Raw genomic sequence first — 22,546 nt, forward strand, 5'->3', positions numbered from 1 at the left:
TCAGGGGCTCAGACCCGGCTTCCCGCCGCAAGATCGCGGACCACCTCAATGAGCTCCGCCGGGTCGAACGGCTTGGTGAGATAGGCGTCGACGCCGATCCCTCGCCCCCGCCTCTTGTCATCGTCCTGCGCCCGCGCCGTGATCAACACGACCTTGATGTGACTGGTCGCCTCATCGGTACGCAGCCTCTGCGCTGTCACCCAGCCGTCAAGAAACGGCATCATCACGTCAAGCGTGATGACATCGGGCATGACATCGAGCACCCGCTCGAGACAGTCCTGCCCATCGGTGGCGGTGGCGACTTCGAACCCTTCCAGGCTCAAGTTCACCGCGATCAACTGACGGATGACCTCGTCATCGTCCACGACCAGTACCCTGCCAAGAACCTCGCCCACGGCCGCAAAGCTACCCGTAGTGGCGCGGTCACGTGGGGTTTTCCTCGGATGTGTGGCTGGACCTTTATCGTGGTGCGGAGTGGTGGCCTGATACTGGTAGCCTTATCACTCGTTGAGCCCCCTTAGCTCAGGGGATAGAGCACCGGCCTCCGGAGCCGGGTGCGTAGGTTCGAATCCTACAGGGGGCACACGATCTTGACCGGCGGTTCCGGCCGCCGACCAGGGCAAACAGCGTACGAACGGGCGGTCCTCCAGTCTCACGGAGTCCCGCCCGTTCTCGTTGTAGCTCGCTGGCTGTGCGACTGGCTCACATGTTCTGCGGTGCCGCGCAAATCGAAGCATGGGTCGACTACCTCACCGAGCCCACCGTGCTCGTCCCCGATCGCGCCCAGCGCGTCCACGCCATCATCGACGTCCTCGTGCCCGCAGACCGGCGAGCAGACTGAGCACGGGAGGATCGGGCCCTTAGCGCCGCGCTCTTGACCCCACCGCCTTTGACCTCGTCCCTTGCGAGATCCTGCGCTGGCTGCAGGCTCGGCCGGGCCCCGATGGAGCCCGGCCGCGACCCATCTGAGGTGCGCGCGCGGCTCCGACCCATCACGATGGCAACGCGGCCATGAACGTCATGCTGGCCGCCATTCCGGCCGAGCACAGATCCTGGCCGTTCACCCTTCGCTTCCCGTCCCGCTCCGGCAGAACGCGGATGAGCCGGGCGCAGGTCCAGATCAATCCGATGAGCAGGCCCACGGTCGCCAGCGAACCGCCTGCGTGCGCGTGCCCAGCGGGAGTGCCGCCGAGAGGAGGTCCGCCGAACGCCGTCAACGCCAAGAGGATGGACATGGCCACGAAGTCCTGGATGTGATGACCACTCTCCACGCGGCGGGAGGGGGAACCGCACAGCCAGCCGGCCGCCAGCAACGCGAGGACCCCGACCAAGAGAAACAACCCGCCCAGATGCCCGGCCGCCATACCGAGCGCCATGACGACGTGCGGCCACCTCCGGGCGGGTCCTACAGGGGGCAACAGGGCCGGCACGAGGGCCAGGACGCAGCCGACCGATATTCCCACCGTGTGGAGGAGAGGCATGATGCCCTCTTCACCCTCGTCGGGTCCGCAACCGGTCAGGGCGTCGCCGCGGCCGGTGGTTCACCGTGCAGCGAGCAGGAACACCTGGTCCATCCGTCCGGCATCGGGCCGAGGTCGTCGTCGCGGCCGGCCTGCAGGCGCGGCCACTGGGCGGTCGGGCGGCCGTCCTGCTGGAACTGGCCGCCCATGGAGCCCCAGCGCTGCGGCCAGCCCTTCGGCGAGTCCTCCCAGTCTTCTTGCCGTCCGTAGACGGTGCGATCCAGCAGTCCGTACGACGGTGCCATCGCCTCATTGCCGCGGGCGGTGGTCCAGTAGGTCTCATACACCTGCTCGCCGTCGCGCAGATAGCAGGCCAAGATGCCGAAATGCCGGCCGGCGATCAGCCGCTCCACGGACTCGTGCGGCACCGAGTACCACGGGACGGGGTAACCCATGAAGTCGTGGTAGCGCGAGGCCTCCTCGTACGGGCCCTCAGCCAGGACCGCGTAGCTGACGTCGCGGGAGTGCAGGTAGGCCAGCTCGGTGACGTGGGAGGTGCTGAAGGTGCAGCCCTCGCACTGCTGCGCGGCGGGCCGACCGGGGTGCCACATGTGGAAGTAGGCGATCAGCTGGGACCGGCCGGCGAACAGGTCGATCAGCGGCACCGGGCCGTCCGCCCCGATCAGCGGGGTCCGCGGATCGACCTGGACCATCGGCAGGCGGCGGCGGGCGGCGGCGATCGCGTCGCCCTCGCGGGTGTGGGCCTTTTCCCGGGTCCGAAGCCGGTCCAGTTCGGCCTGGAACGCGGCCCGGTCGGCGACGGGGGGTTTGGCCGCGTCGCCGATCGGTGAAACGTGGGGTTCGGTCATGGTGAAATCCCTTTCTTTGTCAATCCGGACTGGTTCTGCGGGGAGAACGTCCCTCGCAATCGCTACGCGGTCGCGTGCTGGTGACGAAGTGGCCGCAACGCTCGGCCCCAGGCGATCATCTGGCACAGGCACGGCTTGCTGAGTCTTACTTGTCGGTCGGCGCGTACACCAATTCGAGAATTCCGGACGGGAAGGCCGTGCTTTTCACCAAGCGCAGGTTCACGGGCTGATCCAGTTCGGGGAACAGCGGCGCGCCGTTGCCCGTGACGGCGGGCAGCACCCACAGCCGATACTCGTCGACCACGCCGAGCTTGATCAGGGAGTGCAAGAACGCGGTGCCGCCGGCGGCGACGAAGTCCTTGCCGGGCTCGGCCTTGAGCCTGGCGATCTCTTCCGCCGTGTCACCGCCGGCGCTCCGGGTCTCGGGCCAGTCGTCGGCCGATTTCAGCGTGCGGGAGAACACGACCTTGGGGATCTCGTTCATGGCCCTGGCAGACGGATGGTTGGAGCCGGGCCAGTATCCGGCCATGGCCTCGTAGGTGTTACGGCCCATGAGGAAGGCCCCGGCCTCCCACAGCCGGCTGACAAAATACTCCTCCTGCTCGGGGTCGTCGATGCTCATCATGACGTCCCGTATTCCGTTGTCTCTGTCAGCGCTCTAACCGTCGAGCGAGACGTAAAAACCCAGAATCAGTTTCCGCACCCGGTGCCTCCATGTGTTTCTTCCTCCTCATCGTCGGAAAAGCCGTGGCACCCGACGACGAGCGCTCCCGATAACCTCTGATCAACAGGCGGATGCCAGATCTCGTGCTGTGATCAAGCGCCTGCTCCGTTTTCGACCTGGACATAGGCGGTACGCGAGCTCACCGCCGTCCCAGGCCTCCATCAGACCGGCTGCTACGGCCGCCGCACTACTGCATAAGGTCGCTTGCCGCGGCAACCAAAGTTACAAACCCTCGTAAAGGGATGCTGCCCCATCCACGGCACCAGGCACTGCCCAGGGCAGGTGACGGCGGCCGCCCCGGCCTCGCGAGCGGTTGAGGGTGTGCGGAGCCAATCCGCGCATGAGCAGGTGTTCTCCGCCAGAAAAGTTCTACGCCGCCCTCCTACGCCGTGCCGCCGCCTACTTCGCCGCCTTGGGCATCATCCGCATCCAACGCGTGCTCACCGACAACGCCCTGGCCTGCCGCAGCGGCATCGCCTGGCACCAAGCCCTGACCGATCTGGGAGCCGTGGCAAGTACACCCGCCCCTACCGGCCCTAGGCCGGCGGCAAAGCAGAACGCGCACCGCAGTCGGCGGCCACCCACCGATCACCCGTGTCAACAATCCTGCGGATCAATACGGTTAGCGGGCGAGCGGCGGGGGCTGAAGCCGCCGAACTCCCGTTCCAGGAGCTCGGCGAACTGGATCGGGGTGCGGTCCTCGAACATCGGTCCGATCAGCTGGGCGCCGATCGGTAGGCCGTCCGCGGATCGCCCGATCGGGGCCACGGTCGCCGGAAGGCCCGGGGCCGATGCGATGCCCGCCCATTACGATGTTCGCCCTGGTCAGCGGCCGGAACCGCTGCTCAAGATCGTGTACCCCCTGTAGGATTCGAACCTCATGTACGGGCGGGCCTCCAGTCTCATGGAGTCCTGCCTGTTCTCATTGACGCTCGCTAGCTGTGGACCAGTTGTGAGCCAGGTTGCACCCCTCGCGTCTACGCTGAGTTGACGCGGGTCTGCACATGCGGGCTCGGCGGCTGCGGGCACAGCGCGACTTCTCGGTCGGCTGTGGCCTGCGACTGCCGAACCTTGCACCTCCCTTTAGCGATCACTCGCCTCGCCTAGAATCGGCACCAGATCGAATGCACGAGCCGACCCCCGCCAATGGCAGCGATCACGTGCTACATAGCTATCGGCCTGCAGGCCTTTCTCGCCAGACACGTTGCCCGCAGCTTGTCAGCTTCCCTGAGCCGATCCGGAATGTCGGTCTTTACAGGTATGGTCGCGGACAGATGGCGTGAGAGGTGCCTGTGGCAACTATCGACCGAGTCTCCGCATAGAACAAGCAGGTGTAAACGCCCTACGATGTCTCCTAGAGGATCATGATCATCTTGCTCAGGAGATCGATGGAGGAATCGATCACGGTGAGGACCTCCATGTCATCCTTACTCGATTAGGTCGAAGGGCCGGGCATGTTGTCGCCACTGTCCTGGGGGACATCCTTATTCGTTTCGAAAGGTTGTCGGACTCGTGTTCGATGAAATCGTCGCTCGTTACCGTGACATGTTGAATGACCTTGACACCTTCGCATACACAGTAACTCTTCCCAACTCCGGCATGCTCCTCATTGGCGACGCGGTGCGGCGCCTAGGGTTTGATCCGCTCGCGCTGAAGGGCTACGAGGACTTTCACGGCCCTGGCGGCCTTCATCTCTACCAGGTTGATACCGGCATCGTTACTCTGGACTGGACGAATCCAGGAGAGGAGCGCCAGGAGATAAGTAACCGGCTATCCGGCGTGGGATTCCGGCACTGGTATGTGTCCGTCGACATCGAGGGCAACACCAGCATGTACGTTCGGTATGGGGAAATGGAAGGAGATCTAGATCACCCACAGCCGATAGACATACCCTTCGCTCAGCGGTCAGAGCGGCTCGGCCCGTTGATCGGTTACCGGAAACTGCTCGCGGCCGGCTACGACAGCGAGGTAGTGGAAGCCGAGATAGATATCACTGCGGCATGCCTAGCGGTAGTCGAGTTGGAAAGCGGCGTCCGCCTGGACGACGAACTAATGGACACTCCTCATCCAACGTTGCCGATAATCACGTAGGCCAGAGTAGGCGACGCCCGGGCTGAGGAGGTGCGCATGCCCGCCTGGCTCTCGCTTCCGTTGCCGCTCGAAGGTGACCCGCTCCTATTCATGGAGAAGCTCGTTCTCGCCAACTACTTCGCCCAACCCGACCCCGTTCCGGTCACGGCGGTGCAGGATCGAGTGGGGCAACCCCTGTGCCAAGCGGATATTGCGGCTCGGGCAGTCGCGCTGCGCGGTGCTCCGCCCCATCCTGTGAAGGAGGCAGTCATCTGATGCAGCTCAACTCGTCCATTGTCGTCCCGCAGGACATCCGGCAGGTGTGGCGCTTTCTCGGTGATCCGCTGACCGCGCCCCGCTGGGACCGCAGTATCGCGGAGGTGGTCCCGTTGTCGACCGCGCCGGTCGGCGTGGGATACGAGGCGATGACCATCGCGCCGTCGGGCAAACGCCAGCGGTTCCGCATCACTCAGTACGACGCCGAGCGGGAATTGGTCTTCGTGCTGCTGGAGTCCCGCCTGTTCCGGCGGGCCGAACTCAGCTTCCGGCTCGATCGCGTACCGGACGGGACCCGAATCCTCCACCGGATCGACCTGGATCTACGCAGTCCGCTGCTCGCTCCTGTGTTACGGCTGACGACCCGGAAGGCCCTTGGCGCCGATATGGAATATCTCCGGGGGGCGCTGGCCGGGGACGCTCATTGCTGAAGATCAACGCCTCGGCAGCCTGCCCGCCTTTAACTGTCCCCGGGGATGGGCGGGCCCGCTCATCCCCGAGACGTCGACTTCAAGCAGGAGATGCGCATGCTAGATCATTTGGTTGAAAAATACGAAGAGATACTCAATGCCTTAACTCTCGACGCTTTCGCATACACGGTGACCATTCCTGATTCCGGCCAACTGGCGCCGGCGGAGGCCATCCACCGACTGCAATTGGACCCTGCCGCGCTACGGACCCCTGAACACGTCCAACCCGATGATCTCACCCTGATAGCAGTCGGCGACGCTATCGTCACGCTCGACGCGGTCAACCCCGGCCCCGATCGCAAAGAGGCGACCGATCGCCTGGCCGGCCAAGGGTTCAGGCATTGGTACCTCGCCGACGACATCGAAGGCAATACCACTCTGTACGCCCGCTACGGAGACGCCGAAGGGGAAGTACGGTTCCCGGAACCGCTCGCCATACCTTTCACCCCCTGGACAGATTTCCTCGGACCCCTAACGCCATATGCGCCACTCCTCGCACCTTTATATGATGACATAGAGGAAGTAGGAAACGTCAACGCCATCTGCATGGCCATTATTGAGCACGAAAGCGGAGTACGTTTCAACAAAGAGCTGCTCGAACGGCCGCGTCTATTCTTACCAATTGATCAACACCGCCCTTCCATGTAGTGACCGCCGCTCGCATCACAACGGACCAGCTCGGTCACGGGGCCTCCGGGTCTTCCAGCCGGGATGCGCAGCCGCGCCACGGCGGCCCGTCTGGTCAAGGCGGTCGTACCGCGCGGTCGTCGTTGGGCTCGCGTGCCCGACGAGCGCCTGAACCGTGGCCAGATCGGCGCCAGATCGGTGCCCGAGTCGAGCTGGTCGCCGATGAACGTACTGCGGAAGTCGTGCGCCATCGGCCTGGGTGGTTTGGCGCGCTCCCGGGTCATGTTCACTGCGTCGGCGATGGCCTTCGTCGTCAGTTGCCGCCGCTCCACATGGAGCCAGCGGTCGACCGGCGTGAACTGCGGTCCCGCCCGCCAGGCCGTGCGCGCCAGCCAGCGCCCGGATAGGCCACGCGGCGCGTCCAGATCCGCCCACAAGATCTGATCGATCGCCGGCTTGAACGGCAACCTGCTCCGCCGCGCCGGCAGTTTCTTCCTGGGCTTCGGCCACGCCGAGGTCAACGCCTCCCGCACCGTCCGACGATGCACGCCGTACTTGCGTGCCAGGGCCCGTACGCCAAGGCCTGCCAACCGCGCATCCCTGCGGATCGCAGGTTGATGTACGTCGCCTGCCATGGGATCGGGAGAGAAGGGGACCGACGTTGAGCCTCGGGAACCCCACCGATAAGGCTGAGCTTCACGAACATATGAGCCCCTTGCTGAGACGACTCGGCTGGCATATGTGTGAGGTCTCGCCTGCTGGAGGAGAACTTTGGCACCCAACCGATGGCCGACCGGCACCTTCATGCACCGTCTGACGGACGAGCTACGCTCGGAGCTCCTTGAGCTCGGGAGCTTGCGCGCGCTCCCGCCCGGGCACGTGCTGATCAGCCAGGGAGAGCGCGGCACATCGGTCTGGATTCTGTTGGACGCGCTGGTCAAGGTGACCGGGGGCGTTGAGAACGGTGTTGAGGCGACGCTGGCGATCCGGGTGTCGGGCGACATCGTGGGCGATATGGCCGCCATGGACGGGTCGCCGCGGTCGGCGACCGTGACGACCTGCGGGCGCGCGGTCTGCCAACAGGTCAAGGGCCCGGTGTTCCGCTCTTTCGTGACCCGGCGCCCGGCCGCGGCGCTGGCGCTGACACAGGTCGTGGCCGACCGGCTGCGTTGGGCCAATCAGCGGCGGCTCGACTTCGCCGGGTACGAGACGAAGATCTGCCTGGCGCGCGTGCTGATCGCGTTGATCTCGCGGCATGGCCGCACCACGGATGACGGCGTGAGCATCGGAGTCCCGCTTACGAGAGCCGAGCTTGGCATGCTGGTGGGCGCCAAGGAGATCACGACGCAGAAGGCGCTGCGCGAACTGGCCGCAGAGGGGGTCATCCGGCGAGGGCATCGCGACGTGGTGGTGAAGGACCTGGCAGGGCTGACTGCGCTCGCCGACCTCCCGTTCCTCGCCAAGCCATATTTCTAAGGCTTCTCCCGGCGGGTCGTACCTCACCGTTGAGCCCACCCGCTCATTGGAGATGCCATGGTCACGCACGATTACCGCGTCCTGCTCACAGCCGATATCGAGAACTACGGCGGCCGTACCGACGCCCAGCAGCGCACCCTCCAGTCCGGCCTGATCAGCGCCATCGAGACGGCGGCGGATCGCGTTCAGCTGGACCAGGAGTCGTGGTCGCGCCAGGTGGGCGGTGATTCGCTGACCGCCGTCCTTCCCGCCGAACCGGGCCCTCTCGTTACGATTCCTCTTCTCCTCGACCAGTTCCTGACCGAGCTGGACATGGCCATCGCGGCGCACAACAGCCGCCGCGGCGATCCTACCTGGGCCCGGATGAGAGTACGGCTGGCTGTCCACGTCGGACCGCTGCAGTTGGACGGTGCGGCCGGATGGCCTGGGCAGCACGCGGTACAGCCCGCGAGGTTGCGTGATTCGTCACCGATCCGGACCGCGCTCGACACCTTCCGCGACGCCGACCTGGCGCTGATCATCTCGCGGGAGGTGTTCCGCGACTACGTGTCACAGGGACCGGGACGGCCGAGACCGTCAGAGTTCCTGGAGGTCGCGGTAGCGGAGAAGAGGCAAGAATATCCGGCCTACCTGTACGTGCCGCACTTCGACGTGCATGACATGGAGATTCCGGAGCCCCCGCAGGCCAGAAAGGACGCTCCGTCACAACCGCCACCGGGGAGCGGGTCGATCACGAACCAGGTCAAGAGAGGCGACATTCTCTTCGCGCAAGGGGACATCAACGTCACTCATGACTCAAAGCGGAGGAAGAAATGAGCGACTCCCCGCCTGAGGAATCGAGTTCCGATACCCCACAGCCGGAAGAACCGCAGGTCGAGGACACCTCGTCTGAGGAGGAAGACGAAACATTCCAAGAACCCGACAATAAATCAATCCGTCATGAAATGACCGCCTCCCGGCAGGAGTGGCAGGAGCGCCGGCAGAGCTTGGACGACCTGTACGCCGACGAACTGCCCAGCCCCGGCACCCGGGACCTGATCGGCCGCGTGAGCAACCGCGTCAAGAAAGGAAATATCTGGTTCGCCCAGGGCGACATCCACGTAGGCCAGGGGCGGCCACAACCGACAGCGACGATCCACGAACTGACGGAAAACGAGATCGAGGACCTACGGCGAACGCTGGTACCAACCCAGTCGCAAACCGAAACACGCAGGCTGCTCGACAGCCAACGTCTGGTCCTGCTCGGTGGCGCGGCAGAGACGGGAAAAGCGACCACCGCCCTGGCGGCGCTGCTCGACTGGGCCGGCAGGGCAAGTTGGATCATTCCACACGGCGCGAGCACACCGAATCCCCGCGACTGGAAGCTGGAATCGGGGCACGGCTATTTGCTGGATCTGGTCGATACGCCTGACGCCGTGGACAGGGTTACCACGAGTCTCAAGCGTGCCGGCGTCAACGCCGACTGCAGGATGATCGTCCTGGTGCCGGAGCACATCCGGTCCTCCATCGCGCCCGTGATCGAGCACGATCCACCGCCGAACCGCCGGATATTCGCCAAGCATCTGTCCGTTCAGGTATCGGGCGCACGGCTTGCCTCAGACGATCAGCGGGCTCTGGACGAGGAGCTCCGCGCCCTCTCCGCGCCCTGGCAGGTGGTCGAACTCGTTAGGCAGGTGGCCGTCACGGTGGAGTCCGGCAGCTCCATCGAGACCATGCTGAATCGGCGATTCCATCGAATGCGCGCGAAGGTGGGTGAAGACCTCGACAAGCGCAGGCCGACTTTGGGCCGGTGTTTCATGACCAGCATCGCCGTACTTCACGGACTGCCCGAGGCGGAAATCTCCGGCGCGGCCCTGGCACTGGCCGAACGTCTCGACGAGAAGTGGCGTCGTGATCATTCGCCGAAACCGGTCCAGCTCTGGGAGAAGCTACCGGCCTGGCTGAGTTACGTGGATGCCGAGGCCACACCCGGCGGGCCCGGGGGCGGGCGAAGCATAAGGCTGAGACGCCCCGAGCTGGCAGCCGTCATGCTGCGCGTGATCTGGGAGGACCAGCCAACCATCCGAGACTCGTTGGTCGACTGGCTGAACTGGCTCGGCGGTGAGGGATCGTGGCATACGAGGATCAAGGTGGGGCACGCGGTCGGAAAGCTTGCGACCTTCGACTTCGCCCTCGTGAACGAGCGGTTCCTGGAGGTGTGGAGTCGCTCCCGCCGGTCCCGGGATCATCAGCTCGCCGCTCTGGCGCTGGAAGCCGCCGCCGAGGACCCATCGATGACACGCCGTGTCCACGTTCATCTTGATTTGATGATCCGTAGCAACGACGTGAAGAAGGCGATCGCGATCCGCGCCTACGCCTCGTCCGTTGGTCTCTCCGCACCTGACCAAGCCCTCGCCGCGTTCCGGACCTTGGTCCTGAACAGGGGCGTCAAGTTCCACCACGACGTGGCACAGTCCATCGCGTACCTCTATCGCGGGGACACCGCGCCCACCATCATGGACCATCTCGCCGGCTGGGTTCGTGACGGAGGACCGGCCGGTCGTCGCGGCGCCGCCCTCGCCTTCGGACGACTTGCCGCGCTCCCCGTTTCGAGTTCCGAGCGGCCGCGTCTAAGCGAGCTCGATCCCCATCCCTCCCTGGTGATGCTCTGGCGCAATGCGCTCAGCTACGAGGAGGAGGGGCGCCTGGCCGTGCCCGAGTCCTGGGACCTGCTGCTGAACGAATGGCTGCGCCATTACGACGAGCGGCCCACTGTACGGGAGATCACGGATCAGATCTTCAGTCTGACCGATGGGCGGAACACCGAGCGGGCCCTGCTCTACCTCCGGTTCTGGCGGCACCAGGGCGAAATCTCCGCCGAACTTCACCATCACCTGCGTCAACTCGTTCACAGGAGCTGATCTCATGCGCAAATGGCTGGCACCCTTGCTCTACAACGTCCAGCAGATCCAGCCCGAGGCCGAACCGCCCGTCGACATCGAGCCTTTTATTCTGGCCTCGCCCGCCAAAGGTGACGCTTACGACTTCTCCGTCACCCTGTTCCGAACCGCGACCTCGGGCGGGAAACGGGCCCGAGCCCTCCTCAGCGATGAAGTACCCGAGGCGGAGGCGGTCCTCCAGCGCGCGTGTCAGGAGGTACGTTCGACCACTCGGCACTTCGAGATCACCGCGGCGGGCGGGGCGGAGCAGGCCACGAACGACAGACTCCGAGCGATCTCAGGCTCGCTGACGGGTGTCTACCGGTGGGCGGTCAGAGCCGAGGTCAATGTTCCCGAGGAGGTACGCCAGCTCAACCGGGATGCCCACAAAAAACAGCATGACATCAGAGCCGACGCCGCCGCGGCGCTGCTCCAGATCAAGAGCACCGACGAGGTTCGGCAGAAATGGCAGGATTTTCTGACCGCCGTGGTGGGAAGCGCTCAGGTGGAGCACGCGATCAAACTGGCTGTTTCCCCGGACCAACTACCGCAGATCATCGCGGAACTCGTCGAGCAGCGGCAGCAGGGAGCACAGCAACTGCTCGGCACCGTCGACACGATCATGCAGCGGTACGAGAGGGAGGACATGCTCAACTTCGTCGTCAGCAACGAAACTGTGCTCCGCAGGACCCTGGAACTTCTCGGCCTGCCCGTTCCACCGCTGGAGGACGACACGCTGCTGGTAGGCCGAGCGTGAGGTGCTCGCCGGACGAGCATGAGGTGCTCGCCGGACGAGCGTGAGGTGCTCGCCGGAGCGGCGTCATCCAGCGACTGCGCGGTCACGGCGGAGACCCGGCGAGCACGACGTTGATGAGCGCCGCGCTCACTGTGGCCGCCATGCCACCGAGAAGTAGCCAGAACCCCCAGCGGATGAGGCGGTACTTCCGCCCGACGATGTGGCTGACCCGGTACAGCTGATCAGCGACCCGCTCCAGGTCCAGTGCTGAGGACCGTCTCAGGGCGCTGGCGACTGCCGCCGTGGAGTCGAGGTGGAAGACATCGGCGTAGTACATGACGGCACCGCTCCCCTTCCGTCGATCCAACCGCGGATAGACCGCGCCGGCGAGTACCACCACGGATGCCAGAGCTGCCGCGGCCCCTGCCCACCACAGCCACTCGATGGCATTGGATATCGCGAAAGGTGACCAGCTTCCCGCGAGCAGGCCGCCTGTGACGGCGCCGAGGCCGATGCCAACGATGCCAAGAAGGACCTGGGCCTTGGTGTCCGCCCTGTTGAGCTCCTCGCGGGCCTCGCTGAGCAACTGTGTTCCGTAGGCGCACGCATCGTCCTCGGCTGCCTGCCGTTGGTCTGGAGTGCTCCGGGTGAGGGCTCGCACGATCTTGTGGAACACGAGGAACCTCCTGGCCGGGGGCGATCACCACGCAGAGCATTCCACGACCGCCGTGAGTTGAAGCCCGTGATGCGCTTCGCGCCCGCTGTACACCACGTCAACAGGAGACGCTCGGCATGATCGTGATCACTCGTCGGCGGCCAAGAATTCGCCTGGCGGGTTCGAGGCGACGATATCCCCCGCCGGCGACCTCGACCGGATTGTCCAGCAGTTCGGCGAACCCCAGCTCGGCGCCGCCGACAAGCGTAGTGTCATCAGGAGCCCCAGTGGAGATGATCTCGTCGCTGTCGCGGGAGTGGCTGCCGTTCTGGATTCGCGGGGCGAGCGGCACAGAGCAGGTGGAGATAGCGTTCACCGCGCCGGGCATGGAGCCGGTCGAGAACGACTGGGCCGACGCCGAGCGGGATCCCCTGTCCGTCACCGTGAAAGGCGCGACCGCGCGATCCTGTTCGGCCCCAACGGGACGACCTTCCGGCCGGAAGGCACCTGGCAGGCATGGGCGCAGGTCACCGCGCCGCCACAGTCGCCGGTGCTGTCCGCCGGGCTGATCGACGTCATCTGATCCCTGCGAACCCTCGCGCGCCGACGTCGGTCACAGAGGCCTCGGGTGGCGCGGATTGCCTCCAGCGCGTGGTTTGGTCTGCTGCGAGCGGGTCGATAGGCGAGGGAGTGTCGGATCGGAGGCTGCGAGGCCGAACAGGCCTTGTGGAGTTTGCTCGGATCTGGCTCTGAGCTGGGTGAACGGTGCTGTGGAGAAACCTGAATCATCCCAGCTCGAGGGTTTTCTTTCGTGAATGACCAGGTCCGATCACATTCATCGGGAAAGGCGCGGGGTGGAGATCTGCTGTCACCCCTCAGCAGTATACGTATACGGCTGTGGCCAACAGCTCCCCGCCAAGTAGCCGCTGGCTCCATTGCGGGACAAAGTCGTAACGCTCCCTGGGGTAGGTCGGGGTAGGTCCGTAGACGATCTGGAAAGCGTTACCGTGAGCCTGGGCATAGTTGAAGTAGTCGTGGAGGCCGGTTAGCCCGCAGTGCTCGATGTTCCAGACTTGTCCGGTCGATTTCACGTAGACGCAGGCCCGTCCGTCGTCGCACTTGTAATTCCAGTACTGGGCGTCCGCGAAGGCTGTGCTGGATCCGCCGGTGAGCGCTGCGGCCCCCAGGGCCGCAATCAGAGCGGTGCGGATGGCGATCCGTTTGATCGATGGCATGTCACGTCCTTTTGCTCGGCACGGCCTGCTGGCCGGGCGGTGATCGTGGCGCGCACTTGCGCAGGAGAGCGCAGGATCAAGGCTTGCGAGGCGCGCCCAGGTCCGTATGAGTGCTCGCATGGGTCAGCATGTCTGACCGGCGTTGTGAAAACATTGTGGGTTTGTTGTGGGTGCTGGGCTCACTGCTCAGCCGCGGGGCCAGCCGATCCAGGTGGTCGTGGATCTTGGCGCGGATCCGGTCGGGGTCGGCGTGCTTGTTGTTGTGTCCGCCGTTCCCTCGTTGTTGCGTCCCTTCGAGAACAGGGTGTGAGGGCGAGCCATGCCGCTTCCGGACCGCGACCCGCACAGGCGGCTGGGTCAACCGGATGTCGCGCTGGTTCTGGGGGACAGCCGAACTCCGCCGCGAACTCGATGTTGACTGTCACGCGGTTCGCGATCCGCGTCGCCGAGCATGTCGAGTCCGGCAAGGCGCTCACCAGCCAGATCCTCAGGGGCGCAGGCTACTCCGCGCAGTCCTTTGGCGAGACGGACAACTCCAAGGCGGTCACCGCGACGGAGATCCACTCCCGCGAACGCCGATCGTTCGGCACCCGCAGCCGTAAGCCGGAGTACTGGAACCCCACCTTGCGCTGGCTACCGGACGTGCTGCTGTCGGTGGACCACGGCGTGTTCGCGACGAAGGTCGCCGCCGAAAACCTTCCCTTGCTCCGCTCGGTCACATGTCGGCGATGAGTTTGTCCACCCGCTCGTCGACGCTGCGGAACGGGTCCTTGCACAGCACGGTCCGCTGCGCCTGGTCGTTCAGCTTTAGGTGTACCCAGTCCACGGTGAAGTCGCGCCGCTTCTCCTGCGCCTTGCGGATGAACTCGCCGCGCAGTCGCGCCCGGGTGGTCTGCGGAGGCACCGACTTCGCCTCGAAGATCTTGATGTCGGAGGCCACCCGCTCCACGGCCCCGCGCCGCTGCAGCAGGTAGAACAGCCCCCGCTTGCGGTGTACGTCATGGTAGGCCAGGTCGAGCTGCGCCACCCGTGGAGACGACAGCGGCAGGTCGTACTTCTTGCGGTAACGCTCGATCAGCTGGTACTTGATCACCCAGTCGATCTCGCGGGACGCCAGGTCCAGGTCCCCGGTCTCCACCGCGCGCAGCGTGCGCTCCCACAGATCCAGCACCCTGTGGGTGATCGGGTCGCCGCCGTGCCGGTCCACGAAGTCCTTGGCCTTGCCCAGGTAATCCTGCTGGATCTCCAGCGACGACGCCTCCCGCCCGTTGGCCAGGCGGATCCGCCGCCGCCCGGTCATGTCGTGGGAGACCTCGCGGATCGCCCGGATGGGGTTCTCCAGGCTCAGGTCGCGCATCGCGATCCCGGCCTCGACCATGCGCAGCACCAGGTCGGTCGCGCCGACCTTGAGCAGCATCGTGGTCTCGCTCATGTTCGCGTCGCCGACGATCACGTGCAGGCGGCGGAACCGCTCGGCGTCGCCGTGCGGCTCGTCCCGGGTGTTGATGATCGGCCGGGACCGGGTGGTCGCCGACGACACGCCCTCCCAGATGTGCTCGGCGCGCTGCGACACGCAGTACACCGCCCCGCGCGGGGTCTGCAGCACCTTGCCCGCCCCGCAGATGATCTGCCGGGTGACCAGAAACGGGATCAGCACGTCGGCCAGCGGCCCGAACTCGCCGTTCCGGCCCACACAGTAGTTCTCGTGACAGCCGTAGGAGTTGCCGGCCGAGTCGGTGTTGTTCTTGAAAAGGTAGACGTCGCCGGCGATGCCCTCCTCGCGCAGCCGCTTCTCGGCGTCCACGAGCAGGCCCTCCAGGATGCGCTCCCCGGCCTTGTCATGCGTGACCAGCTCGACCAGGTTGTCGCACTCGGGCGTGGCGTACTCGGGATGGCTGCCGACGTCGAGATACAGGCGGGCGCCGTTGCGCAGGAACACGTTGCTCGACCGGCCCCAGGACACGACCCCCCGGAACAGATACCGGGCCACCTCGTCCGGGGACAGTCTGCGCTGCCCCCGAAACGTGCACGTGGCGCCGTACTCGGTCTCCACGCCAAAGATGCGACGATCCATTACCTCACACTATTCTCCCCCCGCGCCGATGGCGGGGATGATCTCGATTGGGAATGGATTCCTTTGTTCGCCGGGCGTGTCGGTCGCTCTGACCCCCGAGAATGCGGTCTTCGCACAAGAAAATCAAGACTTGTTGTGGCGCCTCCGGGGCGGAACCGGCATGCCCATTCGCCCAGGTCAAGCACCGTTTGTCGGCGAGCTGCGGAAGGCGGGTACGAGGACTCTCGTTGTTGAACAAAATGCCGGAAGCCGCGTACGCGTCCGGACTGAATCAACCGGCTGGGAGCGGCCAGTCGATCAGGGCGTGCAGGGCCGCGGGAGCGCCGGTGCACAGCGCCCAATAGCGGTCGCCATATGACCAGTGCCACCATTCCGTCGGGTAGTTCACGAAACCGGCTTCGCGCAGGACGCCACCGAGAATGCCACGGTTCGAGCGAGCCCGAGCGGAAATGTTGTCCGCTGCCGTGTAGCAGCCGTCATCGCTCTCCTCGGGGCTCGCGTTCACCTCCGTCCCCATGTCCAGCTCCTTGCCGGATTCGGTGCACAGGGTGAGGTCGACCGCCGCGCCGCAGACGTGCGGGCCGATGTGGGGCGGGGCCAGGGAACGGCTGGCCTGCACGTAGACGTGTTCCTCCGGCCAGTCCGGGTTGGCCTCGGCAAGCCTGGCCGCGTACGACGAGAAATACTGCTCCTGCAGCGCGGGCGGCCGGTACGCCTCCACGATGAGCAGCCGCAGACCGTCGGGAAGGCCCGCTTGAGCACGCAGGAGGCGTTCGACATGCCCCCGGCGGACGTGCGCGTACGCGCCGTCGGGATCGGCTTGGCGCTCGTCCAGTCGCAGGCCGGGTACGGTTCGCAGGTCCACCAGCGGCTCTCCGCGATCCGCTACCGGGATCTTGGCGACCCGCGGGTCCGACATGAGCACGATGTCCGGCACGACGTTCTCCTTAGGAAAGGGGGCAGGTCAAGGAGAATGTTCGGTGGCGGCGCTAGAAATCCTCTCCAAGAACGCACTAAAGAAGGTCACTCGCCCTGCTCGCGGGTGCCGAACTCAGCGAAGACGGCGACGGCCGCGGCCCGCATGGACGCCGCCGCCGGCCCGTCCCCGGTCGCCTCGCGTACGGCGGCCAGGTCCCTCAAGGTGCGCGCCCGGAACAACGGCAGGCCCAGCTGCTCCCACATCTCGACGGACCGGCCGAGATGCTCCTCGGCCCGGTCGTAGCGGCAACGCGCCAGGTGCAGTTCGCCGATGGTCCGCTCGACGAGCGCCGTGCCGAACCTGTCACCGTGCCGCTCGCACATCCGCAGCGCGTCGAGGAGTTCGGGCAGGATCGCGGCGTCGTCGCCGCCGAGCCGGATCCGGGTCTTGGCCAGGGCCTGCACGGCGTACGCGGCCATGAGCGGGTCGCCGGCCTCGCGCAGCAGGACGACCGCCCGCGCGCACAGTGCCTCCGCGCGCTCCAGATCGCCGACGGCTCGATGCAGCAGCCCGATGGTCCGCAGCGTGATGCCCTCGCCGCGCCTGCTGCCCAACCGGCGGAAGGCGGCCAGCGCGTCGTCGAGCAGCGTGCGTGCCGCATCGAACTCGCCCTGTTCGAGCAGTACCGATCCGGCCAGCCGGCTGACCTCGCCCACCCCGGCGTCATCGCCGAGCGAGCGGAAGGCCTCGCCCGCCTGCCGCAGGTGGACCAGCGCCTCGACCAGGTCGCCCTGCTCCCGGCAGGCGTTGCCGATGCCGGCCACGGCCACCGCCTGCCCGCGCGTGTCACCGCCCGCGCGCAGCAGCGGAAGCGCTTGGTGGAAGAAGGCCCGCGCCTCGCGGTAGCGGTCCTGGCGGTAGCGGAGCTGGCCGAGCCCCACCAGCAGCGTGGCCTCCGCCAGCGGGTCACCCGCGCGCCGGGCCGCCGCCAGCGCCGACTCATGGGTACGCCGCCACTCCTCGAAGCGGGTGTCCAAGGAGAACGACGAGGAGCACAGGGCGGCGGCCACCTCGCAGGCCACCTCGTGCAGACCCATGGCCGCCGCCCGTTCGACCGCGACGACCAGGGCGGGACTCTCCGTGTTGAACCACATCAGGAAGTCTCCGGTCGGCCCGTCGGTGACGTCGGAGCCGACCGGCCTGGCCATGGCGTACTCGCGCCGCAGGGCCAGCGCGCCCGGCGGCCGCGCGGCGACGGCGGTCGTGAGCAGCCACAGCCATCCGCCCAGGGCCCGGGTCACCGCCGCCGCGCGCTCCACGGGCGGCTCCTCCACCTCGGCCCGCTCGGCCGCGTACACGCGCAGCAGATCGTGCAGCCGGTAGCGGCTCTGACCGGCCGCGTCCACGGCGATGTGGTCGAGAAGCTGCGCGTCCAGCAGGCGCTCGACGACCTCCTCGCCCTCGGCGTCCGGTACGTCCAGGAGCGCCCCCATCACCCAGGACGCGAAATCGGGCACTCCCAGCAGCCCGAGCAGCCGGAACGCCCGCTTCGCCGCGTCGTCGAGCCCTCGGTAGCTCAGCCCGACGCTCGCCCGTACCTCCAGGTCGCCGGCGGCGAGCTCGTCCAGGCGGCGGCGCTCGTCGGCCAGGCGCGTGGCCAGCGTCGCGAGCGGCCAGTGCGGGCGGGCCGCCAGCCGCGCGCCCGCCGTGCGCAGCGCGAGCGGCAGGTGGCCGCAGAGCCGGACGATACGCTCACTCGCCTCGTTCTCCGCATGTACTCGCTCAGTTCCGGCGATACGGGCGAGCAGGTCCACGCCCGCTTCGGTGTCGAAGACGTCGAGGTCGCTCACCTTCACCCCGTCCAGGCCCGCGAGCCTGCGCCGGGCCGTGATCAGTACGGCGCAGGTGGGACTGCCCGGCAGCAGGGGGCGTACCTGCTGCTCGGTGCCCGCGTCGTCGAGCACCACGAGCAGCCGGCGGCCGGACAGGGCACTTCGGTAGGCGTCGACGCACTCGGGCACGGTCGCCGGGACGGCCGTCGGCGGCACGCCGAGCGCCCGCAGGAAACGCCCGAGCACCTCCAGCGCGGGCGCGGGCGAGCCGGTGACGCCACGCAGGTCGGCGTAGAGCTGCCCGTCGGGGTAGGCCGGGGTCACCTGGTGGGCGACCTTCACCGCGAGCGCTGACTTGCCCACCCCGCCCTTGCCGGAGATGGCGCACACCGTCAGCGTGTCGCTGGGCGCGGTGAGCAGCGCGGCCAGCTCGCCGAGCTCCTTGTCCCTGCCGGTGAAGTCGGCGATGCCGCGAGGCAGATGCGCGGGGACCGCCTCGGGCTCGGCCTGCGGGGGCGGGGGAGGAGACGGGGACGGGGTCAGGGAGGGATCCGCGCGAAGCACGGCCTCGTACAACTCCTGCAGCTCCGGTCCGGGATCGACGCCCAGTTCGTCGGCGAGCGCCTGCCGGGCCTCGTGATAGGCGGCCATCGCGTCGGTCTGGCGGCCCAGTCGGTAGAGGGCCTTCATGAGCTGGGCGCGCGGGCGTTCGCGGGCGGGGTGGGCCCGGACCAGCTCGGTCAGCTCGCCGACCACCTCCGCGTGCCTGCCCAGCGCCAGCTCGGCGTCGAGGCGCTCCTCCAAGACGAGCAGTCTGGTCTCCTCCAGCCGCGCCGCCTCACCGCGCAGCGCATGGCCGATCCCGCCGAGCGCCGTCCCCCGCCACAGCGCCAGCGCCGCGCGCAGGCTCTCGGCCGCGCGCTCGTGACCGCCGTCCGCCGCGTGCCGGCGGCCGTCGGCCACCAGCTGCTCGAACGCCTCCACGTCGAGCTGGCCGGGCCGGAGCAGGGCGGCGTAGCCGGGCGGCCGGGTCTCGATCACCGGCTCGCCGCCGCTCTCGGCCAGCGTCCGGCGCAGTCCGTAGACATAGGTCTGAACGAGCGCGTGGGCGCTCTTCGGTGGCTCCTCGCCCCACAGCACATCCACCAGCCGGTCGCTGGAGACCACCTTCCCGGCGGCCAGCAGCAGAACGGTCAGGAGCGCTCGAGGTTTCGGGCCGCCCAGCGGCAGGCACCGCCCGCCGTCCCAGGCTTCGACGGGACCGAGCAGACGGAACTCCATCAATCCCCCTCGGGCCCCCGGGACTTGACCTTGTACCGCAGTGATAGCACCGCGCCCTCTCCAACGGAACCCGCACCGCTACAGAAGTCGCTGGAGCCCGTTTACAGAGAACTTGGAGCCACTCATTACAGCCTTTGTCACGAAGGCGAAACCACTGCTCCGAGAGGACCATAATGACCATTCTTCGCCGCCTTTGCGGCACGGCCGTCGTCACCGCCCTCGCCGGCACGGGATTGATCGCCCTGACCGCCGCGCCCGCGGCTGCCGTCTCCCGCCCCGGCATCGTCTCCGTCGCTCAAAGCCAGCTCGGCAACGCCTCGCGCAACCACGAGGATCCGGCGGGCAGCGGCTGCAACTACTACACCGGGTACTTCCGGCCGTGGAAGCCCGCCTCCGGATGCCCCAGCAGCGACGGAGTCCAATGGCGCAACAGCGACTGGTGCGCGGACTTCTCCAAGTACGTGTGGAAGAACGCGGGAGTGCCCGACGCCGAGGTCGATGAGACGAATGGGGGCGTACTCACCGGCTGGGCGAGCTCCTTCAAGGACTACGGCACCAAGCACGGAACCTGGCACGCGCGTTCCACCGGTTACGCGCCCCAGCCTGGCGACGCGGTCGTCTTCGACTGGGACCAGAGCGGCGACATCGACCATGTCGGGATCGTCAAGTCCTCGAACGCCAGCACCGTCTACACCATCGAGGGCAACAGCGGTAACCGCATCAAGGAGAACAGCTACTCGCGCACGAACATCGACATCGTCGGCTATTCCGCACCGGTGGGCGCCGAGGACGGTCCGCCCGCCACTCCCGCCACCGAGGCGAGCGGCACCAGTGACGTTCGGGCCGACTTCAACGGTGACGGGCTGGACGACGTGGCCGCGTTCTACGACTACCCGGGGGCCCGGACGGTCCTGTTCGTCTGGTCGGCCAAGGCCGGGGGTGGCTTCAACCCGCCGGTCAGCATGTGGGACTCGGGTGCGGGGAACTTCGAGCAGCCGCGCGCTAAGGCCATCGCGGGTGACTTCAACGGTGACGGTCTGGCAGATGTCGGTACGTTCTATGACTACTCCGGCGCCCGCACGGGTCTGTGGATCTGGACTGCCAAGGCTGGTGGTGGCTTCAATGCCCCCGTCATGTCCTGGGATTCGGGTGCGGGCAACTTCGAGCAGCCGCGCGCCAAGGCCGTCACCGGTGACTTCAACGGCGACAACATGACCGACATCGGTACGTTCTATGACTACTCCGACGCCCGCACGGGTCTGTGGATCTGGACCGCCAAGGCTGGTGGTGGCTTCAATGCCCCCGTCATGTCCTGGGATTCGGGAGCGGGGAACTTCGAGCAGCCGCGCGCCAAGGCCATCGCGGGTGACTTCAACGGTGACGGTCTGGCAGATGTCGGTACGTTCTATGACTACTCCGGCGCCCGCACGGGTCTGTGGATCTGGACCGCCAAGGCTGGTGGTGGCTTCAACGCCCCCGTCATGTCCTGGGACTCGGGCGCGGGCAACTTCGAGCAGCCGCGCGCCAAGCCCATCGTCGGTGACTTCAACGGCGACAACATGACCGACATCGGTACGTTCTACGACTACTCCGGCGCCCGCACCGGCCTGTGGACCTGGACCGCCAAGGCTGGTGGTGGCTTCAACGCCCCCGTCATGACCTGGGATTCGGGAGCGGGCAACTTCGAACAGCCCCGCGTCAAGGCCGTCACCGGTGACTTCAACGGCGACAACCTGACCGACATCGGCACCTTCTACGACTACTCCGGCGGCCGCACCGGCCTGTGGACCTGGACCGCCAAAACCGGCGGCGGCTTCAACGCCCCCACCATGACCTGGGACTCCGGAGCGGGCAACTGGGACCAGTTCCGTACCAAGCCTGTCTGATCGTGCGAACTGGCTGCGGCGCGCAAGCCGCAGCCAGCGGACTTCTCACCCTTTTTGGAGAAAATTATGAAGATCACCCGTCTCATCGCAACCCCGCGTTTACCCTTCACCCGCCGCCTGACCGTGTCGGCCGCCTTGGCCGCAGGGCTCCTCGCCGGAGGTGCTCTCCCTGCGGCAGCGCAGGAGCCGACCCCAGCCCCCACCACCAGCCGCGTCCCCGGCCCGGCCGGCGAGCCGGTGCCCGAGTCGCTCGCGGCGTCACTGTCCTACACCGCCTGCGTTTCGGGCGGCGAGACCAGCGCGGACACCGCGATCGCCAACCAGGTCCGGCCGCAGATGAACGGCCCGCGTCTGGGGAAGAGCGTGAACGCCTACAACGTCTCGTGCGCCCGGATCATCACGGCCACGTCCAAGGGCCGAGGGCTGGACAAGCGAGCGGCGGTGATCGCCGTGACCACCGCCATCACCGAGAGCACCCTGCACAACTACACAGAGGCCGGTGATCACGACAGTCTGGGATTGTTCCAGCAGCGTCCGTCCCAGGGCTGGGGCACTCCCGCGCAACTGATCGATCCCGTGTACGCGACCAACGCGTTCCTCAACGCCATGCTGCGCAAATTCCCCAACAACGCATGGATGAGCGGGGACATAGGCGCCATCTGCCAGAAGGTGCAGGTGTCGGCGGTCCCGGACGCCTACGCCAAGGAGGTCCACGACGCCCAGCTTCTGGTCGACGCTCTGTGGAGTGCGGGGACGACACCGTCGACGGACCCGCCGTCCGGCGCCTCGGAGGTGAAATCGGACTTCAACGGTGACGGTCTGGAGGACGTGGCCGCGTTCTATGACTATCCGGGGGCTCGGACGGTTCTGTTCGTGTGGTCGGCCAAGGCTGGGGGTGGCTTCAACGCGCCGGTCAGTACGTGGGATTCCGGCGCGGGTAACTTCGAGCAGCCGCGCGTCAAGCCCGTGGCGGGTGACTTCAATGGCGATGGCCTCGGTGATGTCGGCGGTTTCTATGACTATCCGGGAGCTCGGACG

At 66.7% G+C, this 22,546-nt stretch carries 23 protein-coding genes, 1 tRNA gene and 1 pseudogene; 14 read left to right on the forward strand and 11 right to left on the reverse strand.

The features are described from left to right. Nucleotides 1–8 precede the first annotated feature (8 nt). Nucleotides 9–395 carry a response regulator gene (locus tag AB0B61_RS00200; protein ID WP_357647542.1) on the reverse strand — a complete coding sequence of 129 codons (387 nt, stop codon included), beginning with the start codon at nucleotides 393–395 and terminating at the stop codon, nucleotides 9–11. A gap of 116 nt (nucleotides 396–511) precedes the next feature. On the opposite strand from AB0B61_RS00200, the gene AB0B61_RS00205 reads away from it, so the two are divergent. Beyond that, a tRNA-Arg gene (locus tag AB0B61_RS00205) sits at nucleotides 512–583 on the forward strand. A gap of 108 nt (nucleotides 584–691) precedes the next feature. Continuing rightward, the gene (locus AB0B61_RS00210) at nucleotides 692–841 is read left to right on the forward strand and encodes a hypothetical protein (protein WP_358425523.1); all 150 of its coding nucleotides are present in this window, start codon (nucleotides 692–694) and stop codon (nucleotides 839–841) included. A gap of 151 nt (nucleotides 842–992) precedes the next feature. Here AB0B61_RS00210 and AB0B61_RS00215 read toward each other — a convergent pair whose 3' ends face one another. From AB0B61_RS00215 to AB0B61_RS00225, 3 genes are all read right to left on the reverse strand, one after another. Beyond that, nucleotides 993–1,481: a hypothetical protein gene (locus AB0B61_RS00215; protein ID WP_358425526.1), complete on the reverse strand. Its 489-nt coding sequence runs from the start codon at nucleotides 1,479–1,481 to the stop codon at nucleotides 993–995. Nucleotides 1,482–1,516: 35 nt separating this feature from the next. Further along, nucleotides 1,517–2,329: a DUF899 family protein gene (locus AB0B61_RS00220; RefSeq protein WP_358425529.1), complete on the reverse strand. Its 813-nt coding sequence runs from the start codon at nucleotides 2,327–2,329 to the stop codon at nucleotides 1,517–1,519. Between the two features lie 145 nt (nucleotides 2,330–2,474). Beyond that, entirely contained in the window at nucleotides 2,475–2,954 is a 480-nt protein-coding gene (locus AB0B61_RS00225) for a dihydrofolate reductase family protein (protein WP_358425532.1), read from the reverse strand. 481 nt (nucleotides 2,955–3,435) lie between these two features. Between AB0B61_RS00225 and AB0B61_RS00230 the strand changes: the two are divergent. From AB0B61_RS00230 to AB0B61_RS00250, 5 genes and pseudogenes are all read left to right on the forward strand, one after another. Then, a pseudogene (locus tag AB0B61_RS00230) lies at nucleotides 3,436–3,679 on the forward strand (hypothetical protein); the annotation flags it as partial. An 886-nt stretch (nucleotides 3,680–4,565) separates the two neighbouring features. Next, nucleotides 4,566–5,144, forward strand: coding sequence for a hypothetical protein (locus AB0B61_RS00235; protein ID WP_358425534.1), 579 nt, complete (start codon nucleotides 4,566–4,568; stop codon nucleotides 5,142–5,144). Nucleotides 5,145–5,180: 36 nt separating this feature from the next. Next, a complete protein-coding gene (locus tag AB0B61_RS00240) occupies nucleotides 5,181–5,399 on the forward strand; it encodes a hypothetical protein (protein WP_358425537.1) in 219 nt (72 codons plus the stop codon). Then, complete coding sequence (locus AB0B61_RS00245) at nucleotides 5,399–5,830, forward strand: SRPBCC family protein (RefSeq protein ID WP_358425540.1); 432 nt, start codon at nucleotides 5,399–5,401, stop codon at nucleotides 5,828–5,830. The genes AB0B61_RS00240 and AB0B61_RS00245 overlap by 1 nt, the downstream gene beginning before the upstream one ends. A 96-nt stretch (nucleotides 5,831–5,926) precedes the next feature. Then, entirely contained in the window at nucleotides 5,927–6,517 is a 591-nt protein-coding gene (locus AB0B61_RS00250; protein ID WP_358425543.1) for a hypothetical protein, read from the forward strand. On the opposite strand, the gene AB0B61_RS00255 is transcribed toward AB0B61_RS00250, so the two are convergent. Beyond that, on the reverse strand, nucleotides 6,496–7,086 hold the full coding sequence (locus AB0B61_RS00255; RefSeq protein WP_358425546.1) for a hypothetical protein: 591 nt from the start codon (nucleotides 7,084–7,086) through the stop codon (nucleotides 6,496–6,498). The genes AB0B61_RS00250 and AB0B61_RS00255 overlap by 22 nt on opposite strands. 265 nt (nucleotides 7,087–7,351) lie before the next feature. Between AB0B61_RS00255 and AB0B61_RS00260 the strand changes: the two genes are divergently transcribed. Genes AB0B61_RS00260 through AB0B61_RS00275 form a run of 4 tightly spaced genes read left to right on the forward strand, consistent with a single transcriptional unit; the run spans nucleotide 7,352 to nucleotide 11,647 of the window. Further along, the gene (locus tag AB0B61_RS00260) at nucleotides 7,352–7,972 is read left to right on the forward strand and encodes a Crp/Fnr family transcriptional regulator (RefSeq protein WP_358425549.1); all 621 of its coding nucleotides are present in this window, start codon (nucleotides 7,352–7,354) and stop codon (nucleotides 7,970–7,972) included. A 57-nt stretch (nucleotides 7,973–8,029) separates the two neighbouring features. Further along, nucleotides 8,030–8,788, forward strand: a complete 759-nt coding sequence (locus AB0B61_RS00265; RefSeq protein WP_358425552.1) for a hypothetical protein — start codon at nucleotides 8,030–8,032, stop codon at nucleotides 8,786–8,788. Further along, on the forward strand, nucleotides 8,785–10,872 hold the full coding sequence (locus AB0B61_RS00270; protein WP_358425555.1) for a hypothetical protein: 2,088 nt from the start codon (nucleotides 8,785–8,787) through the stop codon (nucleotides 10,870–10,872). The genes AB0B61_RS00265 and AB0B61_RS00270 overlap by 4 nt, the downstream gene beginning before the upstream one ends. A gap of 4 nt (nucleotides 10,873–10,876) precedes the next feature. After that, on the forward strand, nucleotides 10,877–11,647 hold the full coding sequence (locus AB0B61_RS00275) for a hypothetical protein (protein ID WP_358425558.1): 771 nt from the start codon (nucleotides 10,877–10,879) through the stop codon (nucleotides 11,645–11,647). 82 nt (nucleotides 11,648–11,729) lie between these two features. On the opposite strand, the gene AB0B61_RS00280 is transcribed toward AB0B61_RS00275, so the two are convergent. The 3 genes from AB0B61_RS00280 to AB0B61_RS00290 all read right to left on the reverse strand — a co-directional run bounded on the left by AB0B61_RS00280 (nucleotide 11,730) and on the right by AB0B61_RS00290 (nucleotide 13,516). Next, entirely contained in the window at nucleotides 11,730–12,302 is a 573-nt protein-coding gene (locus AB0B61_RS00280; protein WP_358425560.1) for a Pycsar system effector family protein, read from the reverse strand. Nucleotides 12,303–12,399: 97 nt separating this feature from the next. Continuing rightward, nucleotides 12,400–12,669, reverse strand: a complete 270-nt coding sequence (locus tag AB0B61_RS00285; protein ID WP_358425563.1) for a hypothetical protein — start codon at nucleotides 12,667–12,669, stop codon at nucleotides 12,400–12,402. 487 nt (nucleotides 12,670–13,156) lie between these two features. Continuing rightward, complete coding sequence (locus AB0B61_RS00290) at nucleotides 13,157–13,516, reverse strand: hypothetical protein (protein WP_358425566.1); 360 nt, start codon at nucleotides 13,514–13,516, stop codon at nucleotides 13,157–13,159. A 411-nt stretch (nucleotides 13,517–13,927) separates the two neighbouring features. Between AB0B61_RS00290 and AB0B61_RS00295 the strand changes: the two genes are divergently transcribed. Next, nucleotides 13,928–14,248 (forward strand): hypothetical protein, encoded by a 321-nt coding sequence (locus AB0B61_RS00295; RefSeq protein WP_358425569.1) that lies wholly within the window; start codon nucleotides 13,928–13,930, stop codon nucleotides 14,246–14,248. Here the strand turns inward: AB0B61_RS00295 and pafA are convergent. From pafA to AB0B61_RS00310, 3 genes are all read right to left on the reverse strand, one after another. Beyond that, on the reverse strand, nucleotides 14,232–15,590 hold the full coding sequence (gene pafA, locus AB0B61_RS00300; protein ID WP_358425572.1) for a Pup--protein ligase: 1,359 nt from the start codon (nucleotides 15,588–15,590) through the stop codon (nucleotides 14,232–14,234). The genes AB0B61_RS00295 and pafA overlap by 17 nt on opposite strands. Nucleotides 15,591–15,861: 271 nt before the next feature. Further along, entirely contained in the window at nucleotides 15,862–16,527 is a 666-nt protein-coding gene (locus AB0B61_RS00305; RefSeq protein WP_358425575.1) for a M15 family metallopeptidase, read from the reverse strand. A gap of 86 nt (nucleotides 16,528–16,613) precedes the next feature. Continuing rightward, nucleotides 16,614–19,622, reverse strand: a complete 3,009-nt coding sequence (locus tag AB0B61_RS00310) for a BTAD domain-containing putative transcriptional regulator (protein WP_358425578.1) — start codon at nucleotides 19,620–19,622, stop codon at nucleotides 16,614–16,616. Between the two features lie 173 nt (nucleotides 19,623–19,795). Here AB0B61_RS00310 and AB0B61_RS00315 point away from each other — a divergent pair, with 173 nt between their 5' ends. Continuing rightward, nucleotides 19,796–21,508: an FG-GAP-like repeat-containing protein gene (locus tag AB0B61_RS00315; protein ID WP_358425581.1), complete on the forward strand. Its 1,713-nt coding sequence runs from the start codon at nucleotides 19,796–19,798 to the stop codon at nucleotides 21,506–21,508. A gap of 66 nt (nucleotides 21,509–21,574) precedes the next feature. After that, on the forward strand, nucleotides 21,575–22,546 hold a 972-nt coding region (locus tag AB0B61_RS00320), incomplete at its 3' end, for a VCBS repeat-containing protein (protein ID WP_358425584.1).

This window comes from Nonomuraea sp. NPDC049158, assembly GCF_040648335.1.
In the GTDB taxonomy this organism is placed as follows: Bacteria; Actinomycetota; Actinomycetes; order Streptosporangiales; family Streptosporangiaceae; genus Nonomuraea.

What these genes read in the sequence shown, in the direction of transcription:
- AB0B61_RS00250 (WP_358425543.1), top strand. Translation starts at nt 5,927, where the DNA reads ATGCTAGATCATTTGGTTGAAAAATACGAAGAGATACTCAATGCCTTA.
- AB0B61_RS00290 (WP_358425566.1), bottom strand. Translation starts at nt 13,516, where the DNA reads ATGCCATCGATCAAACGGATCGCCATCCGCACCGCTCTGATTGCGGCC.
- AB0B61_RS00285 (WP_358425563.1), bottom strand. Translation starts at nt 12,669, where the DNA reads ATGCCCGGCGCGGTGAACGCTATCTCCACCTGCTCTGTGCCGCTCGCC.
- AB0B61_RS00240 (WP_358425537.1), top strand. Translation starts at nt 5,181, where the DNA reads ATGCCCGCCTGGCTCTCGCTTCCGTTGCCGCTCGAAGGTGACCCGCTC.
- AB0B61_RS00225 (WP_358425532.1), bottom strand. Translation starts at nt 2,954, where the DNA reads ATGATGAGCATCGACGACCCCGAGCAGGAGGAGTATTTTGTCAGCCGG.
- AB0B61_RS00310 (WP_358425578.1), bottom strand. Translation starts at nt 19,622, where the DNA reads ATGGAGTTCCGTCTGCTCGGTCCCGTCGAAGCCTGGGACGGCGGGCGG.
- AB0B61_RS00315 (WP_358425581.1), top strand. Translation starts at nt 19,796, where the DNA reads ATGACCATTCTTCGCCGCCTTTGCGGCACGGCCGTCGTCACCGCCCTC.
- pafA (WP_358425572.1), bottom strand. Translation starts at nt 15,590, where the DNA reads ATGGATCGTCGCATCTTTGGCGTGGAGACCGAGTACGGCGCCACGTGC.
- AB0B61_RS00215 (WP_358425526.1), bottom strand. Translation starts at nt 1,481, where the DNA reads ATGCCTCTCCTCCACACGGTGGGAATATCGGTCGGCTGCGTCCTGGCC.
- AB0B61_RS00245 (WP_358425540.1), top strand. Translation starts at nt 5,399, where the DNA reads ATGCAGCTCAACTCGTCCATTGTCGTCCCGCAGGACATCCGGCAGGTG.
- AB0B61_RS00265 (WP_358425552.1), top strand. Translation starts at nt 8,030, where the DNA reads ATGGTCACGCACGATTACCGCGTCCTGCTCACAGCCGATATCGAGAAC.
- AB0B61_RS00295 (WP_358425569.1), top strand. Translation starts at nt 13,928, where the DNA reads ATGTTGACTGTCACGCGGTTCGCGATCCGCGTCGCCGAGCATGTCGAG.
- AB0B61_RS00275 (WP_358425558.1), top strand. Translation starts at nt 10,877, where the DNA reads ATGCGCAAATGGCTGGCACCCTTGCTCTACAACGTCCAGCAGATCCAG.
- AB0B61_RS00270 (WP_358425555.1), top strand. Translation starts at nt 8,785, where the DNA reads ATGAGCGACTCCCCGCCTGAGGAATCGAGTTCCGATACCCCACAGCCG.
- AB0B61_RS00220 (WP_358425529.1), bottom strand. Translation starts at nt 2,329, where the DNA reads ATGACCGAACCCCACGTTTCACCGATCGGCGACGCGGCCAAACCCCCC.